The sequence below is a fragment of the Rhodopseudomonas palustris genome (genome assembly GCF_003031265.1).
GTDB lineage: Bacteria > Pseudomonadota > Alphaproteobacteria > Rhizobiales > Xanthobacteraceae > Rhodopseudomonas > Rhodopseudomonas palustris_H.
In genome coordinates this window covers 198,972-215,535 of sequence record NZ_CP019966.1, presented here as the reverse complement: position 1 = coordinate 215,535, position 16,564 = coordinate 198,972, and the positions used below count along the sequence as shown (strand labels likewise).

13 protein-coding genes are annotated in these 16,564 nt (G+C 65.4%); 11 read left to right on the top strand and 2 right to left on the bottom strand.

The genetic code is table 11. The annotated features are described in order from the left end of the window. Positions 1 to 53 precede the first annotated feature (53 nt). The 10 genes from zapE to RPPS3_RS00940 all read left to right on the top strand — a co-directional run bounded on the left by zapE (position 54) and on the right by RPPS3_RS00940 (position 12,268). Entirely contained in the window at positions 54 to 1,238 is a 1,185-nt protein-coding gene (gene zapE, locus RPPS3_RS00985) for a cell division protein ZapE (RefSeq protein WP_107342445.1), read from the top strand. A gap of 144 nt (positions 1,239 to 1,382) precedes the next feature. Continuing rightward, complete coding sequence (mdh, locus tag RPPS3_RS00980; protein ID WP_107342444.1) at positions 1,383 to 2,351, top strand: malate dehydrogenase; 969 nt, start codon at positions 1,383 to 1,385, stop codon at positions 2,349 to 2,351. A gap of 95 nt (positions 2,352 to 2,446) precedes the next feature. Next, positions 2,447 to 3,643, top strand: a complete 1,197-nt coding sequence (gene sucC / locus RPPS3_RS00975; protein WP_107342443.1) for an ADP-forming succinate--CoA ligase subunit beta — start codon at positions 2,447 to 2,449, stop codon at positions 3,641 to 3,643. A 64-nt stretch (positions 3,644 to 3,707) separates the two neighbouring features. Continuing rightward, entirely contained in the window at positions 3,708 to 4,592 is an 885-nt protein-coding gene (gene sucD / locus RPPS3_RS00970) for a succinate--CoA ligase subunit alpha (RefSeq protein WP_012493972.1), read from the top strand. A 127-nt stretch (positions 4,593 to 4,719) separates the two neighbouring features. Then, complete coding sequence (locus RPPS3_RS00965; protein ID WP_107342442.1) at positions 4,720 to 7,677, top strand: 2-oxoglutarate dehydrogenase E1 component; 2,958 nt, start codon at positions 4,720 to 4,722, stop codon at positions 7,675 to 7,677. 104 nt (positions 7,678 to 7,781) lie between these two features. Beyond that, positions 7,782 to 9,035: a 2-oxoglutarate dehydrogenase complex dihydrolipoyllysine-residue succinyltransferase gene (gene odhB / locus RPPS3_RS00960; protein ID WP_107342441.1), complete on the top strand. Its 1,254-nt coding sequence runs from the start codon at positions 7,782 to 7,784 to the stop codon at positions 9,033 to 9,035. A gap of 59 nt (positions 9,036 to 9,094) precedes the next feature. Continuing rightward, the gene (locus RPPS3_RS00955; protein WP_107346371.1) at positions 9,095 to 9,496 is read left to right on the top strand and encodes an MAPEG family protein; all 402 of its coding nucleotides are present in this window, start codon (positions 9,095 to 9,097) and stop codon (positions 9,494 to 9,496) included. A 7-nt stretch (positions 9,497 to 9,503) separates the two neighbouring features. Continuing rightward, positions 9,504 to 10,250 carry an SDR family oxidoreductase gene (locus RPPS3_RS00950; protein ID WP_107342440.1) on the top strand — a complete coding sequence of 249 codons (747 nt, stop codon included), beginning with the start codon at positions 9,504 to 9,506 and terminating at the stop codon, positions 10,248 to 10,250. A gap of 31 nt (positions 10,251 to 10,281) precedes the next feature. After that, positions 10,282 to 11,685, top strand: coding sequence for a dihydrolipoyl dehydrogenase (gene lpdA, locus RPPS3_RS00945; RefSeq protein ID WP_107342439.1), 1,404 nt, complete (start codon positions 10,282 to 10,284; stop codon positions 11,683 to 11,685). Positions 11,686 to 11,725: 40 nt separating this feature from the next. Beyond that, positions 11,726 to 12,268 carry a hypothetical protein gene (locus RPPS3_RS00940; RefSeq protein ID WP_107346370.1) on the top strand — a complete coding sequence of 181 codons (543 nt, stop codon included), beginning with the start codon at positions 11,726 to 11,728 and terminating at the stop codon, positions 12,266 to 12,268. Positions 12,269 to 12,332: 64 nt separating this feature from the next. Here the strand turns inward: RPPS3_RS00940 and RPPS3_RS00935 are convergent, their stop codons facing one another. Next, positions 12,333 to 12,923 (bottom strand): DUF4337 domain-containing protein, encoded by a 591-nt coding sequence (locus RPPS3_RS00935; RefSeq protein ID WP_107342438.1) that lies wholly within the window; start codon positions 12,921 to 12,923, stop codon positions 12,333 to 12,335. A 140-nt stretch (positions 12,924 to 13,063) separates the two neighbouring features. Continuing rightward, positions 13,064 to 14,035, bottom strand: a complete 972-nt coding sequence (locus RPPS3_RS00930) for a tyrosine recombinase XerC (protein ID WP_107342437.1) — start codon at positions 14,033 to 14,035, stop codon at positions 13,064 to 13,066. Between the two features lie 186 nt (positions 14,036 to 14,221). Here RPPS3_RS00930 and RPPS3_RS00925 point away from each other — a divergent pair, with 186 nt between their 5' ends. Continuing rightward, positions 14,222 to 16,432, top strand: a complete 2,211-nt coding sequence (locus RPPS3_RS00925) for a primosomal protein N' (RefSeq protein ID WP_107342436.1) — start codon at positions 14,222 to 14,224, stop codon at positions 16,430 to 16,432. Positions 16,433 to 16,564: the final 132 nt, after the last annotated feature.

The following is a 16,564-nucleotide window of genomic DNA, read 5'->3' as shown; positions in this document are numbered from 1 at the left end:
CCGACCGATTCCCGGCTTGCATTTTGCCGCCCGATCAGGCGGTAAAAGGCCGCATGTCCTCGCCGCACTCGCTCCGCCAGCAATATCAATCCCTGATCGCCTCCGGCAGCATCGAAGCCGATCCGGCGCAGGCTCGCGCGGTGCAGGCCTTCACGCTCCTCAACGAGACGCTCGACGGCTATAAGCCACCGAAAAAGCAAGGCTTTTTCGGACGTCTGTTCGGCGGCGGCGATGCCGGCCAGGCCCCCCCGCAGGGGCTCTACATCCATGGCGAGGTCGGCCGCGGCAAGACCATGCTGATGGATCTGTTCTTCGACGCGAGCCCGATCGCGTTGAAGCGACGGTCGCATTTTCACGAGTTCATGGCCGAGACCCATGATCGCATCAACGGCTTCCGCCAGGCGATCAAGCGCGGCGATATTCCGGATGCCGACGTGATGGAGCTGACGGCGGCCTCGATCCTCGACGAGGCCTGGCTGCTCTGCTTCGACGAATTTCACGTCACCGACATCGCCGACGCGATGATCCTCGGCCGGCTGTTCACCAAATTGTTCGAGCTCGGCACCGTGGTGGTGGCGACGTCGAACGTCGCGCCCGATGATCTCTACAAGGGGGGCCTCAACCGCTCGCTGTTCATGCCGTTCATCGGCCAGGTGAAGCGGCATATGCGGGTGATCCGGCTCGACGCGCGAACCGATTACCGTCTGGAGAAATTCGCCGGCATGAAGGTCTGGCTGACGCCGGACGATGCCGAGGCGGCCGCGACCATCGACCGGGCGTGGCACCGGATCACCGGGACGACGAAGGGTGAGCCGCGCGACATCTCGATCAAGGGCCGTATCCTGCACGTGCCGCAGGCCGATCATCACGTCGCGCGCTTCTCATTCGCCGATCTGTGCCAGAAGCCGCTGGGCGCCAGCGATTACCTGCGGCTCGCACATGAATATCACACGCTGATGATCGATCATGTGCCAGTGATGGACTACGCCGATCGCAATGCCGCCAAGCGGTTCATCGCGCTGATCGATACTTTGTACGACAACTCGGTGAAGCTGATGGCCTCAGCCGCTGCTGAGCCGGCCCGGCTTTACCGCGCCACGGAAGGCTTCGAGGCGCTGGAATTCAATCGCACCGTCTCCCGTCTCACAGAAATGGGATCGGAATCGTATCTGGCGCTGCCGCATGGCCGGCGCGACTCCACCGCGACCGGTGAAACCACCGGACTGGTCGAAACCTAGGTGTGTTCCGAGCCTCCCGCAGTTTGCAGGGCGGCTGGCCCAACAAATGGGCGCTCGCCGACTTGAACGCATGGGGCGAAAGCGATAACCACCCAAGCGGATTTCCCACCCTCCCCACCCACGGGCTCAAAGGACTGCTTTCCCATGGCGCGCGATAAGATTGCTTTGATTGGCTCCGGCCAGATCGGCGGTACGCTGGCACATTTGATCGGGCTGAAACAGCTCGGCGACGTGGTGCTGTTCGACATCGCCGAGGGCGTGCCGCAGGGCAAGGCGCTCGACATCGCAGAGTCTTCGCCGGTGGACGGTTTCGACTCCAAGCTGACCGGCGCCAACTCCTACGAGGCGATCGAAGGTGCCCGCGTGGTGATCGTCACCGCCGGCGTGCCGCGCAAACCGGGCATGAGCCGTGACGATCTGCTCAGCATCAACCTCAAGGTGATGGAGCAGGTCGGTGCCGGCATCAAGAAGTACGCGCCCGACGCGTTCGTGATCTGCATCACCAACCCGCTCGACGCGATGGTGTGGGCGCTGCAGAAGGCCTCGGGCCTGCCGGCCAAGAAGGTCGTCGGCATGGCCGGCGTGCTCGACTCGGCGCGGTTCCGTTACTTCCTGGCCGACGAGTTCAACGTCTCGGTCGAAGACGTCACCGCCTTCGTGCTCGGCGGCCATGGTGATACCATGGTGCCGCTGGTGAAGTACTCGACCGTCGCCGGCATTCCGCTGCCGGACTTGGTCAAGATGGGCTGGACCTCGCAGGCGCGCCTCGACGAAATCGTCGACCGCACCCGCAACGGCGGCGCCGAGATCGTCAACCTGCTGAAGACCGGCTCGGCGTTCTACGCCCCGGCGTCGTCGGCGATCGCGATGGCCGAGAGCTATCTGAAGGACAAGAAGCGGGTGGTGCCGGTTGCGGCTCACCTCAACGGCGAATACGGCGTCAAGGACATGTATGTCGGCGTTCCGGTGGTGATCGGCGACAAGGGTGTCGAGCGCATCGTCGAGATCGAACTGGCCGGCAAGGACAAGGAAGCGTTCGACAAGTCGGTCGCTGCCGTTCAGGGCCTAGTCGAGGCCTGCAAGAAGATTGCGCCCGATCTGCTCGGTCGCTGAGGAACGTCTAACGAAACTGACTGCGCCGGCTCCTTGAGGGCCGGCGCAGCGTCGCGGTTCAACCGGCTGGATGCGATCTGGCGAGGGGCAATTCCATGAATATTCACGAATACCAGGCCAAGGCGGTGCTGCGCGAGTTCGGCGTGCCGGTGGGGCACGGCTTCCCGATCTTCAAGGCGTCCGAAGCGGAAGCCGCTGCCAAGCAGCTCGGCGGCCCGGTCTGGGTGGTGAAGAGCCAGATCCACGCCGGCGGACGCGGCAAGGGCAAGTTCAAGGAAGCTTCGGCCGGCGACAAGGGCGGTGTCCGCCTCGCCAAGTCGATCGATGAGGTCAAGGAATTCGCCAAGCAGATGCTCGGCGCCACGCTGGTGACGGTGCAGACCGGCGCCGACGGCAAGCAGGTCAACCGCCTCTACATCGAGGAAGGCTCCGAGATCGACAAGGAGTTCTACCTGTCGCTGCTGGTCGATCGCGCCACCTCGCGGATTTCCTTCGTGGTTTCGACCGAAGGCGGCATGTCGATCGAAGACGTCGCCCACGAGACCCCTGAGAAGATCGTGTCGTTCACCGTCGATCCGGCGACCGGCATCATGGGCCACCACGGCCGCACCGTCGCCAAGGCGCTGAACCTCAAGGGCGATCAGGCCAAGCAGGCCGAAGCGCTGGTGGCCAAGCTGTACGCCGCGTTCGTTGCCAAAGACATGGACATGCTGGAGATCAACCCGCTGGTGCTGACCAAGCAGGGCGATCTGAAGTGCCTCGACGCCAAAATCTCCTTCGACGGCAACGCGCTGTACCGCCACACCGACATCCAGGCGCTGCGTGACGAGACCGAGGAAGACGCCAAGGAAATCGAAGCGTCGAAGTACGACCTCAACTACGTCACCCTCGACGGCACCATCGGCTGCATGGTCAACGGCGCCGGCCTCGCGATGGCGACGATGGACATCATCAAGCTGTACGGCATGTCCCCGGCCAACTTCCTCGACGTCGGTGGCGGCGCCAGCAAGGAGAAGGTGACGGCGGCGTTCAAGATCATCACCGCCGATCCCAACGTGAAGGGCATCCTGATCAACATCTTCGGCGGCATCATGAAGTGCGACGTGATCGCCGAGGGTGTCGTCGCTGCGGTCAAGGAAGTCGGTCTCGACGTGCCGCTGGTGGTCCGCCTCGAAGGCACCAATGTCGAAGCCGGCAAGAAGATCATCAAGCATTCCGGCCTCAACGTGCTGCCCGCCGACAACCTCGACGACGCCGCGCAGAAGATCGTCGCCGCCGTGAAGGGAGCCTGAGGCCGCTTCTCGGCCTCTCCGCTGCCTCCGACCATTCCGTTCGACCGCGAAAGCATCACCGACCATGTCCATTCTGATCGACAGCAACACCCGCGTTATCTGCCAGGGCTTCACCGGCAAGAACGGCACCTTCCATTCCGAGGCGGCGATCGCCTACGGCACCAAGATGGTCGGCGGCACCTCGCCGGGCAAAGGCGGTTCGACCCACCTCGGCCTGCCGGTGTTCGACACCGTCCGTGAGGCGCGCGACAAGACCGGGGCGGACGCGTCGGTGATCTACGTGCCGCCGCCGGGCGCCGCGGATGCGATCTGCGAGGCGATCGACGCCGAGATTCCGCTGATCGTCTGCATCACCGAGGGCATCCCGGTGCTCGACATGGTGCGGGTGAAGCGGTCGCTGAACGGTTCGAAGTCGCGTCTGATCGGGCCGAACTGCCCGGGCGTGATGACCGCCGGCGAGTGCAAGATCGGCATCATGCCTGCCAACATCTTCAAGCCGGGTTCGGTCGGCATCGTGTCGCGCTCCGGCACCCTGACCTATGAGGCGGTGTTCCAGACCTCGGCCGAGGGCCTCGGCCAGACCACCGCGGTCGGCATCGGCGGCGACCCGGTCAAGGGCACCGAATTCATCGACGTGCTGGAGATGTTCCTGGCCGACGACAAGACCGAGTCGATCATCATGATCGGCGAGATCGGCGGGTCCGCCGAAGAAGACGCTGCCCAGTTCCTGATCGACGAGGCCAAGCGCGGCCGCAAGAAGCCGATGGTTGGATTCATCGCCGGCGTCACCGCCCCTCCCGGCCGCCGCATGGGCCACGCCGGCGCGATCATTTCGGGCGGCAAGGGCGATGCGGCCTCGAAGACCGCCGCCATGGAAGCGGCTGGCATTACGGTGTCGCCGTCGCCGGCGCGGCTCGGCAAAACGCTTGCCGAAAAATTGAAGTCCTAATTCAAACCTTGTGTCGTTCCGAGCTTACATTTCCCTAGAATAGGATAAAAGGTGCACTATGTTGCTGATCCGGTAACCGGATCAGCTTATCGCGATTAAGTCGCGATCTCATAATCAGGAAGCAATCATGTCTCGCCAGGACGCGAATGCGGCTTTCGCCCTATCTTCGTTTCTGCAGGGCGCCAACGCCACCTACATCGACGATCTATACTCCCGGTATGAAAGCGATCCGTCCTCGGTCGATGCCGACTGGCAGGCATTCTTCCAGAGCCTCAAAGACGCCCCCGGCGACATCCAGAAGAACGCCGAGGGTCCGTCCTGGGAGCAGGCGAACTGGCCGCTGACCCCGGGGGACGAGCTGACCTCGGCGCTCGACGGCAACTGGAACCAGGTCGAAAAGGCCGTCGGCCAGAAGATCCAGGCCAAGGCCCAGAGCCGCGGCGTCGAGCTGTCCTCCGCCGACGTGCTGCAGGCCACCCGGGACTCGGTCCGGGCCCTGATGCTGATCCGCGCCTACCGTATGCGCGGCCATTTCCACGCCAAGCTCGATCCGCTCGGCCTGTCGCCGGCGAAGGATCACGAGGAGCTGGACATCCGCTCCTACGGCTTCACGGAAGCCGATCTCGACCGCAAGATCTTCCTCGATCACGTCCTCGGCCTCGAATACGGCTCGCTCCGCGAGATCGTCGCGATCTGCGAGCGCACCTACTGCCAGACCATGGGCATCGAGTTTCTGCACATCTCCAATGGTGCGCAGAAGGCCTGGATCCAGGAGCGGATCGAAGGTCCGGATAAGGAAATCAGCTTCACCCGCGAGGGCCGGCGCGCGATCCTGATGAAGCTGATCGAGGCCGAGGGCTTCGAGAAGTTCTGCGACCTGAAGTTCACCGGCACCAAGCGGTTCGGTCTCGACGGCGGCGAAGCGCTGATCCCGGCGCTGGAGCAGATCATCAAGCGCGGCGGCAATCTCGGCGTCCGCGAAATCGTGCTCGGCATGCCGCATCGCGGCCGCCTCAACGTCCTGACCCAGGTGATGGCCAAGGCCCATCGGGCGCTGTTCCACGAGTTCAAGGGTGGCTCGGCCAACCCGGACGAGGTCGAAGGCTCGGGCGACGTCAAATATCACCTCGGCGCCTCGTCGGACCGTGAGTTCGACCACAACAAGGTCCACCTGTCGCTGACCGCCAACCCGTCGCACCTCGAGATCGTCGATCCGGTGGTGCTCGGCAAGGTGCGCGCCAAGCAGGATCAGCACGGCGATCTGCCCGAAGAGCGCATCTCGGTGCTGCCGCTGTTGATGCACGGCGACGCCGCGTTCGCCGGCCAGGGCGTGGTCGCCGAGTGCTTCGCGCTGTCCGACCTGAAGGGCTACCGCACCGGCGGTTCGATCCACTTCATCGTCAACAACCAGATCGGCTTCACCACCTATCCGCGCTATTCGCGCTCCTCGCCGTATCCGTCGGATGTGGCGAAGATGATCGACGCGCCGATCTTCCACGTGAACGGCGACGATCCGGAAGCGGTGGTGTTCGCCGCCAAGATCGCGGTCGAGTACCGGCAGAAGTTCCACAAGCCGGTCGTCATCGACATGTTCTGCTACCGGCGGCACGGCCACAACGAAGGCGATGAGCCGTCGTTCACCCAGCCGCTGATGTATCGCAAGATCGCCGGTCACCCGACGACGCTGGAAATCTACTCCAAGCGCCTGATCGCCGACGGCGTCATCACCGAGGGCGAGGTCGAGAAGGCGCGGGCCGATTGGCGCGCCCGGCTCGACGCCGAGTTCGAGGCCGCGTCCAGCTATCGCCCGAACAAGGCCGACTGGCTCGACGGCAAGTGGGCCGGCTTCAAGTCGGCCGACCAGGACGAAGAACCGCGCCGCGGCATCACCGGCGTCGATCTTCCGACCCTGAAGGAGATCGGTCGCAGGATCACCAAGGTGCCGGAGGGCTTCCGCCTGCACCGCACCGTGCAGCGCTTCCTCGAAAACCGCGCCCGCGCGATCGACTCTGGCAACGGCCTCGACTGGGCGACCGGCGAAGCGCTGGCGTTCTGCACCATGCTGCTGGAAGGCCATCGCATCCGGCTGTCGGGTCAGGACTCCGAGCGCGGCACCTTCTCGCAGCGCCATTCGGTGCTGATCGATCAGGAAGACGAGACCCGCTACACCCCGTTCAATCACCTCTCGCCCGACCAGGGGCACTATGAGGTGATCAACTCGCTGCTGTCCGAAGAAGCGGTGCTCGGCTTCGAATACGGCTACTCGCTGGCCGAGCCGAACGCGCTGACGCTGTGGGAAGCTCAGTTCGGCGACTTCGCCAACGGCGCCCAGGTGCTGTTCGACCAGTTCATCTCGTCGGGCGAGCGCAAGTGGCTGCGCATGTCGGGCCTGGTTTGCCTGCTGCCGCACGGCTACGAGGGTCAGGGCCCCGAACATTCGTCGGCCCGTCTGGAGCGCTATCTGCAGATGTGCGCCGAAGACAACATGCAGGTGGTGTATCCGACCACGCCGGCGAACTACTTCCATGCGCTCCGCCGTCAGCTCAAGCGCGAGATCCGCAAGCCCTTGATCCTGATGACGCCGAAGTCGCTGCTTCGCCACAAGCGGGCGGTCTCGCGGCTCGAAGAGCTCGGCCCCGATACCAGCTTCCACCGCGTGCTGCTTGACGACGCGCAGACGCAGCCGGACGACAAGACCAAGCTGGTGGCGGACGCCAAGATCCGCCGCGTCGTGGTGTGCTCCGGCAAGGTCTACTACGACCTCTACGACGAGCGCGAGAAGCGCGGCATCGACGACGTCTATCTGCTGCGCGTCGAGCAGCTCTATCCGGTGCCGGTGAAGACGCTGGTGCACGAGCTGTCGCGTTTCAAGGAAGCGGAGCTGGTGTGGTGTCAGGAAGAGCCGCGCAACATGGGCGGCTGGCACTTCATCGAGCCGTATCTGGAGTGGGTGCAGAACCAGATCGAAGCCAAGCATCGCCGGCCGCGTTACGTCGGCCGTCCCGCTTCCGCGGCGACTGCGACCGGCTTGATGTCGAAGCACCTGGCGCAGCTCAAGGCGTTCCTCGACGAAGCGTTGCGTTGACGCATCGGGCCGCCGCCTGACTGCGGCCCTTCGGTTTTTCCTGAGTTTGGATCACGGGGCGGGCGCCGGCGCGACAGCCGCGACGCTGCAAAAGGACGAAGACGATGACTGAAATTCGCGTTCCGACGCTCGGTGAATCGGTGACCGAGGCGACCATCGGCCGCTGGTTCAAGAAGCCGGGCGAGGCGGTGGCCGTCGATGAGCCGCTCGTCGAGCTCGAAACCGACAAGGTGACGATTGAAGTGCCGGCCCCGTCGGCCGGCACGCTCGGCGAAATCGTCGCCAAGGACGGTGAGACTGTCGCGGTCGGCGCGCTGCTCGGCCAGATCACCGATGGCGCCGCCCCGGCCAAGCCGGCCGCCGCGGCTCCGGCGAAGGCCGCTGCCCCCGCCGCTGCGCCTGCTCCGGCGGCTCCGGCCCCCGCGGCTGCTCCCGCTGCCAAGGCTCCGCCATCCGACGCGCCGCTGGCCCCGTCGGTGCGCCGGCTGTCGACCGAGAGCGGCGTCGACGCCTCGACCGTGCCGGGCTCCGGCAAGGACGGCCGCGTCACCAAGGGCGATATGCTGGCGGCGATCGAGAAGGCGGCCTCCGCGCCGACCCCGGTCAGCCAGCCCGCCGCCGCCGTGCAGGTCCGTGCGCCATCGCCGGCCGACGATGCCGCGCGTGAAGAGCGCGTCAAAATGACTCGTCTGCGCCAGACCATTGCGCGCCGGCTCAAGGAAGTTCAGAACACCGCCGCGATGCTGACGACCTTCAACGAGGTCGACATGACCAACGTCATGGCGCTGCGCGCGCAGTACAAGGACGTCTTCGAGAAGAAGCACGGCGCCAAACTCGGCTTCATGGGCTTCTTCACCAAGGCCTGCGTTCAGGCTCTGAAGGACATCCCGGCGGTGAACGCCGAGATGGACGGCACCGACCTGATCTACAAGAACTACTACCACATCGGCGTCGCCGTCGGCACCGACAAGGGGCTCGTCGTGCCGGTGGTGCGCGACTGCGACGAGAAGTCGATCGCCGACATCGAGAAGAGCATCGTCGACTACGGCAAGCGTGCCCGCGACGGTCAGCTCAAGATCGACGAAATGCAGGGCGGCACTTTCACGATCACCAATGGCGGCATCTACGGTTCGTTGATGTCGACCCCGATCCTGAACGCGCCGCAGTCCGGCATTCTCGGCATGCACAAGATCCAGGAACGTCCGGTGGTGATCGGCGGCAAGATCGAAGTCCGCCCGATGATGTATCTGGCGCTGAGCTACGATCACCGCGTGATCGACGGCAAGGAAGCGGTGACCTTCCTGGTCCGCGTCAAGGAGAGCCTGGAAGATCCCGCGCGTCTCGTGCTGGATCTCTAAGACTGGAGTAAGTGCCGGCGGCGCGTCCCTGCGCGCCGCCGCTGACCTTGGGGGAAACGATGCCGCCGATGCCGACCGAGATCACGGTGCTGGGCTGGAGCGTGGTGCTGCTGATCGTGCAGATGTTCCTGGCTTCGATCCCGACGACCATGGAGCTCGGCGGCGACTATCAGGCGGGGCCCCGGGACGAGCCGCGAACGCCGAAAGGCCGCTTCGCCGGCCGCGCCAACCGCGCCTTCCGCAATCTGCTCGAAACCTATCCGGCCTTCGTCGGCCTCGCGCTGGCGTTGGCGGTCACCGGCAAGACCGGCGGCTACGCCGCAACGGCTTCGGTAGTCTGGCTGATCGCCCGCGCATTGTATGCGCCGCTGTACATCATCGAAATCCCGTTCGCCCGCAGCATTGTGTGGTTCGTGTCGCTGCTGGCGCTGATCGCGATGCTGGTCCGGCTGCTGAGCTGAGGCGCCCATGAACGATCGCGTCGTCATCATCACCGGAGGCAGCCGCGGCATCGGCCGCGCCACGGCGCTGGGTTGTGCGAAGCGCGGCTTCAAGGTCGTGATTGGCTACGCCAGCAATTCCGCCGCGGCCAACGAGGTGGTGACCGAGATCGCAGCCAGCAACGGCAAGGCGATCGCGGTGAAATGCGACGTCGGGCACGAAGAGGACATCCTGGCGCTGTTCGCTGCCGCGGACGCTTTCGGTTCGCTCGGCGCGCTGGTCAACAATGCCGGCATCGTTGGCCCGACCGCGCGGGTCGACGAAATGTCGGCCGAACGCATCCAGCGCATCATGGCGGTCAACGTTACCGGCAGCATTCTGTGCGCCCGCGAGGCGGTGAAGCGGATGTCGACCCGGCACGGCGGCCAGGGCGGCGTGATCATCAATCTGTCGTCGGTCGCGGCGAAGCTCGGCTCACCGAACACCTATGTGGACTACGCTGCCTCCAAGGGCGCGGTCGACTCGTTCACGGTCGGTCTCGGTCACGAAGTCGCCGGCGAGGGGATTCGCGTCGCGGCGATCCGGCCCGGCCTGATCGACACCGAAATTCACGCGTCCGGCGGCGATCCGGAACGCGCCCACCGGCTCAGCGTGAACGTGCCGATGAAGCGCGTCGGCCGCGCCGAAGAAATCGCCAACGCCGTCGTCTGGCTGCTGTCGGACGAGGCTTCCTATGTCACCAGCGCCATCTTCGACGTGTCGGGGGGACGATAGTCGCTCCGGCGCCAACTCACAGGATTGATCTATGGCCACCTACGATCTCGTCGTCATCGGTACCGGCCCCGGCGGCTACGTCTGCGCGATACGCGCGGCACAGCTCGGCCTCAAGGTGGCGGTGGTGGAAAAGAACCCGACGCTCGGCGGCACCTGCCTCAATGTCGGCTGCATGCCGTCGAAGGCGCTGCTGCACGCCTCCGAGCTATTCGAGGAAGCCGGGCATTCGTTCGCCAAGATGGGCATCGGCGTGTCGGCCCCGAAGCTCGATCTGCCGGCTATGATGAACTTCAAGCAGCAGGGGATCGACGGCAACGTCAAAGGCGTCGAATACCTGATGAAGAAGAACAAGATCGACGTACTGGCCGGCAGGGGCAAGATCCTCGGCACCAGCAAGGTCGAGGTGACGGGTGCCGATGGCAAGGCCACCAGCGTCGAGACCAAGTCGATCGTGATCGCTTCCGGCTCGGCAGTGGCTCAGCTCAAGGGCATCGAGATCGACGAGAAGCGCGTGGTGTCGTCGACCGGGGCGCTGTCGCTCGACAAGGTGCCGGGCAAGCTGATCGTGGTCGGTGCCGGCGTGATCGGACTCGAGCTCGGCTCGGTGTGGCGCCGTCTCGGCGCCGAAGTCACCGTGGTCGAATTCCTCGACCGCATCTTGCCGGGCATGGACGGCGAGGTGGTCAAGCAGTTCCAGCGCATTCTCGAAAAGCAGGGCTTTGCGTTCAAGCTCGGCGCCAAGGTCACCGGCGTCGACACCTCGGGCGCCAAGCTCGCCGTGAAGGTCGAGGCGGCGGCCGGCGGCAATCCGGAGACGCTCGAAGCCGACGTCGTGCTGGTTGCGATCGGCCGCGTTCCCTACACCGAAGGCCTCGGCCTGAAGGAAGCCGGCGTTGCGCTCGACGAGCGCGGCCGGGTGGTGATCGACGATCACTTCGCCACCAGCCTGAAGGGCGTGTACGCGATCGGCGACGTGGTGCGCGGCCCGATGCTGGCCCACAAGGCGGAGGACGAAGGCGTCGCGGTCGCCGAACTGATCGCGGGCAAGGCCGGCCACGTCAATTACGATGTCATTCCGGGCGTGGTGTACACGACGCCGGAAGTGTCGAGCGTCGGCAAGACCGAAGAGGACCTCAAGCAGGCCGGCGTCGCCTATACGGTCGGCAAATTCCCGTTCACTGCCAACGGACGCTCCAAGGTCAACCAGACCACCGACGGCTTCGTGAAGATCTTGGCCGACGCCAAGACCGACCGCGTTCTCGGCGTTCACATCATCGGCCGCGAGGCCGGCGAGATGATCCACGAAGCGGCCGTGCTGATGGAGTTCGGCGGCTCCGCCGAGGATCTGGCCCGCACCTGCCACGCCCACCCGACCCGATCGGAGGCCATCAAGGAAGCCGCCCTTACGGTCGGCAAGCGCGCCATCCATATGTGACGGAGAGCCGGCCTTGGCCGGCGCGACGGATGGTGGCGTGATGAAAGGTCGATTGTGGCAGCCCCTGTGGGTGCTGCTGGCGGTTCTGTTCCTGATCGAGGCGTGGTTCTGGGACCACGTCGAGCCGCTGATCGCGCGTATCGTCGCGCTGATTCCGCTGCGCGAGCTCAAAGAGCGGCTGGCGCGCTGGGTCGACCATCTGTCGCCTGCGATGACGCTGCCGGTGTTTTTGGTGCCGGTGGCGCCGCTGTATCCGCTGAAGCTGTTCGCGTTGGCGTTGCTCGCCCAAGGCCACTGGATCGCCGGGCTCGGCATCTTTGCGGCCGCGCAGGTGTTCGGCCTCGGCGTTGCCGCCTTCATCTTCGACGTCACCAAGCCGAAGCTGCTGCAGCTTCGCTGGTTCGCCGCCACCTACCGCTGGGTGATCGAACTGCGCGCCAAGGCGCATGCCATCGTGGCGCCGATCATGGCCCAGATCCGCGCCAAGCTCGCCGAGCTGCTGAAGGGTGACGGCGACGGCTGGGGATCGAAGGCGCTGCGCCGGATCGGCGCGCTCCGCCGGCGCATTCGCACGGCGCGGTAGGCTCAGGATTCAAATCGCTTCGTCGCGCGAACCGAGGCTCGGTCCGCGCGATGTTCGTTTTGGCTCACATCAGATGCACGGCGTGCGGCGCGAACAGGCCGATCGCCATGAAGCCGAGGCCGCCGATCGCCAAGAGGCCGGACAGCCAGGCCAGCACCATCATGCCGGTGATGATCGTCGCCGATGCCAGTACGATGCCGATCTGGAAGGCCGCCGAGGCGACTTCGTAGTGATGATAGCGAGCCATCGCCAGGTCGCGATCATGTTCGGCATGCTTGGCGCGTTCGGCGAGCTGTTCGGAGCCTTCGCCGGTCTCCGGTTCGGAGCGATAGCGCGCCGCGGTCTTCTGCCAATCGTCGATTTGCTTTTGCAGCGCCGCCTTGGTGGCCTCGTCCGGCACGGTGCCGAGGCTGAGCCGCGCGTGTTCGGATACCGCCTGCACCGTGGTGCGACGGATACTCTTAGCCTGGAAGAACGCCCACAAGTTCGAGGCTTCGACGTTCTTGGCGAGAGCTTCGGTCTGCGCACCTTTGCCGAGCGTTTCTGAGAACGCCAGGAACAGCGCGATCACTGAAATCAGCAGCGCGATGCCCTTGTTGGAGCCCGATGCATGCTCGGCATGCTCCGCGTGCTCCATGCTTTCGTGCGCCCCCATCGTCCGGAATCTCCTGTCACAGCAATCATTACGCCTGCATCGAGCAGGCCTTGTAGCACCGCGATCTTGTCAGTTGGATAAATGGCAGGGTCAAGGCCGCCGGCACCGGACTAACAGCTTAGCCGAGGCACGCCCGCTGCTCAGGCCCGGGGATGGGCGCTGTTATAGACTTCCAGCAGCCGCTCGGTATCGATCCCGGTATAGACCTGCGTGGTCGACAGCGAGGCATGACCGAGTAATTCCTGGATGGCACGCAGATCTCCGCCGCGACTAAGCAAATGCGTCGCAAACGAATGCCGCAGCGCGTGGGGTGTCGCGCTGTCGGGCAGCCCGAGGCCACCGCGCAGCCGCTCCATCGCCAGCTGAATGATTCGCGGGCTGAGCGGTCCGCCGCGGGCGCCGACGAACATCGGCCCATCGGGCGGCAGGTTGTAGGGGCAGGCCGCTGCATACTCGGCGATCTGCTCGAGCACGTTTTGCAGCACCGGCACCATCCGGGTCTTGTTGCCTTTGCCGTGCACGATCAGGGTGTCGCCCTTGCCGGGCGCTGGCACGTCACGGCGCTTCAGGCCGAGCGCTTCGGAGATACGCAGGCCGGATCCGTACAGCAGCGCCATCACGGCGGCGTCGCGAATCAGCACCCAGGTCTCGCGCTCCTCACCGGCGCGCTCGTCGGCGTCGGCAAGCCGCTTGGCGGCCGCAATCGGCAACGGCTTCGGCAGGCTCTTCTTGATCTTCGGCGCCCGCACCGAGGCCAGCGCCCCGACCCGGCCCTTGCCTTCGCGTTCGAGAAAACGCCCGAACGAACGCAGCCCCGCCAGCGCACGCATCAGCGAGCGGCCGGCGATCTCATCCGCCCGTCGCGCCGCCATGAAGGCGCGGACGTCGGTCGCCTCCAGCCGCGCGAACCGGCCGAGCGTGACTTCACCGCCCCAATGCTCGGCCAGGAATTGCAGAAACTGCCGGACGTCGCGCGCGTAGGCTTCCAGCGTCTTGCCGGACAGCCGCCGCTCGGCCCGCAGATGCGACAGCCATTTCGCCATCTCGGCGGTGAGATCGGCGGCCGCACAGGAGAGTTCGAGCGGCGCAGGCGCTGGGTGGGTTTTGGACATGTGTCTTGTTGCCGACCAGAACGGATGCTCTCCGTCATTGCGAGCGAAGCAATCCAGCTCAGTGCAGTAGCTTTTTGGATTGCTTCGTCGGCTTCGCCTCCTCGCAATGACGGGGATAGTGTTTCCGAATCATAGCCGATTTCCTTTCCCATTGATGAAACCGGGCTTTGGCGGCACACCGGGCCGATGGATGATTTGCCGATCAGCAGCCCGGCCTCCCACGCGCCTGCCAGCGTCGTCGACGTCCTTGTGCCGGTTGCGATCGATCAGGCCTATTCGTACCGGGTGCCGCGCGGCCTTTCGCTGAAGCCCGGCGACGTCGTGGCGGTGCCGCTGGGCGCCCGCGAAGTCCTTGGCGTGGTCTGGGCGGAGAATCCGAATCCGGACCCGCGGTTGCACAACCGCCTCAAGGATGTGGCTGAAAAGCTCGACGTGCCGCCGCTGCGCGACGAGCTGCGCCGGATGGTCGACTGGGTTTCGACCTACACGCTGTCGGCGCGCGGGATGGTGCTGCGGATGTGCCTGCGGATGGGCGAGCATCTGGGCCCGGAGCGGCAGCGCCTGGGCGTGCGGCTGGTCGGCTCGCCGCCGCAGCGGATGACGCCGGCGCGCCGGCGCCTGCTGGAGATCCTGTCGGACGGGCTGCTGCACGGTAAATCCGACCTCGCCAAGGAAGCCGGCGTCAGCCCCGGCGTGATCGACGGACTGGTCGACGAGGGGACGCTGCAGGTCGAGCCGATGCCGCGTGAGAACCCGGCACCGGAGCCCGATCCGGATTTTGCGCCGGCTGACTTTTCACCCGAGCAGGCCCGCGCTGCCGAAACCATGCGCGGCCTGGTGACCGCTGGCGGCTTTCAGGCGGCGCTGATCGACGGCGTCACCGGCTCCGGCAAGACTGAAGTCTATTTCGAGGCAGTCGCCGAGGTGATCCGGCAGGGCCGGCAAAGCCTTATCCTGATGCCGGAGATCGCGCTCACCGGGCAGTTTCTCGAGCGCTTCTCCCAGCGATTCGGCGTGCGGCCGCTGGAGTGGCACTCCGAACTGACCCCGCGCGCCCGCGCGCGCAACTGGGCGGCAATCGCCGCGGGCCAGGCTCGCGTCGTGGTCGGCGCCCGGTCGGCGCTGTTTCTGCCTTACGCCGATCTCGGGCTGATCATCGTCGATGAGGAGCACGACCAGGCCTACAAGCAGGAAGACGGCGTGCATTATCACGCCCGCGACATGGCGGTGGTGCGGGCGTCGATTGCCAAAATTCCGATCGTGCTGGCGTCGGCAACGCCGTCGGTCGAGACCGAGGTCAATGCTCGCAAGGGCCGCTACACGCGGATTCCGCTGCCGTCACGGTTCGGCGGACAGCACATGCCGCAGATCGAAGCGATCGATCTGCGGCGCGAGCCGCCGATGCGTGGCCGCTTCATTTCGCCGCGGCTCGCCGAGCAGATCGGCTTCGCGATCGAGCGCCGCGAACAGGCGCTGCTGTTTCTCAATCGCCGCGGCTATGCGCCGCTGACGCTGTGCCGCGCCTGCGGGCATCGCTTTGCCTGCACGATCTGCGACGCCTGGCTGGTCGATCACCGCTTCCGGCAGCGCCTGGTGTGTCACCATTGCGGATTCTCGATGCCGCGGCCGCCGGCCTGTCCGCATTGCGGCGCCGAGGGCTCGCTGGTTGCGGTCGGGCCCGGCGTGGAGCGGCTGCAGGAAGAGGCTGCGAGCCTGTTTCCCAATGCCCGCACCATGGTGCTGTCGAGCGATCTGATCACCTCGATCGAGACGATGCGGGCCGAGCTGAACGAGATCGCGGAGGGCCGTGTCGACATCATCATCGGCACCCAGCTCGTCGCCAAGGGCCACAACTTCCCGCGGCTCAATCTGGTCGGCGTCGTCGATGCCGACCTCGGCCTGTCCAACGGCGATCCGCGCGCCGCCGAGCGCACCTTCCAGCTGCTCAATCAGGTGATCGGCCGCGCCGGCCGCGATCAGGGCCGCGGCGTCGGCTTCCTGCAGACGCATCAGCCCGAGCATCCGGTGATGAAGGCGTTGGTCGCCTGTGACCGCGAGGCGTTTTACGCTAGCGAAATCGACATCCGGGAGCGCACGCTGTATCCGCCGTTCGGCAGGCTCGCGAGCCTGATCATATCGGCCGGTGATCGGCCGACCGCGGAAGGCTTCGGCCGTCAGCTCGCGAGCGCTGCGCCGCTCGATGAGCGGGTGCAGGTGCTGGGCCCTGCCGAAGCGCCGCTCGCTGTGATCAAGGGGCGCTATCGATTCCGGTTGCTGGTGAAATCGGTGCGCGGGTTCGATCTGTCGAACTACTTGCGCTCTTGGCTCGCCAAAGGACCCAAGACCAAAGGTAATCTGAAGCTAGAAGTCGACGTCGATCCGCAAAGCTTTCTCTGATCTTCAGCGCCGCCCGGACGACAAAAGAAAAGCCTGCCGTCATTGTCGACGGCAGGCTTTTGTCACGTGACGTCAGCGCGGCGTGCGGCTTGTTGCCGAACCAATCCGGACGTCAGGTGTTGTATCTGCAGA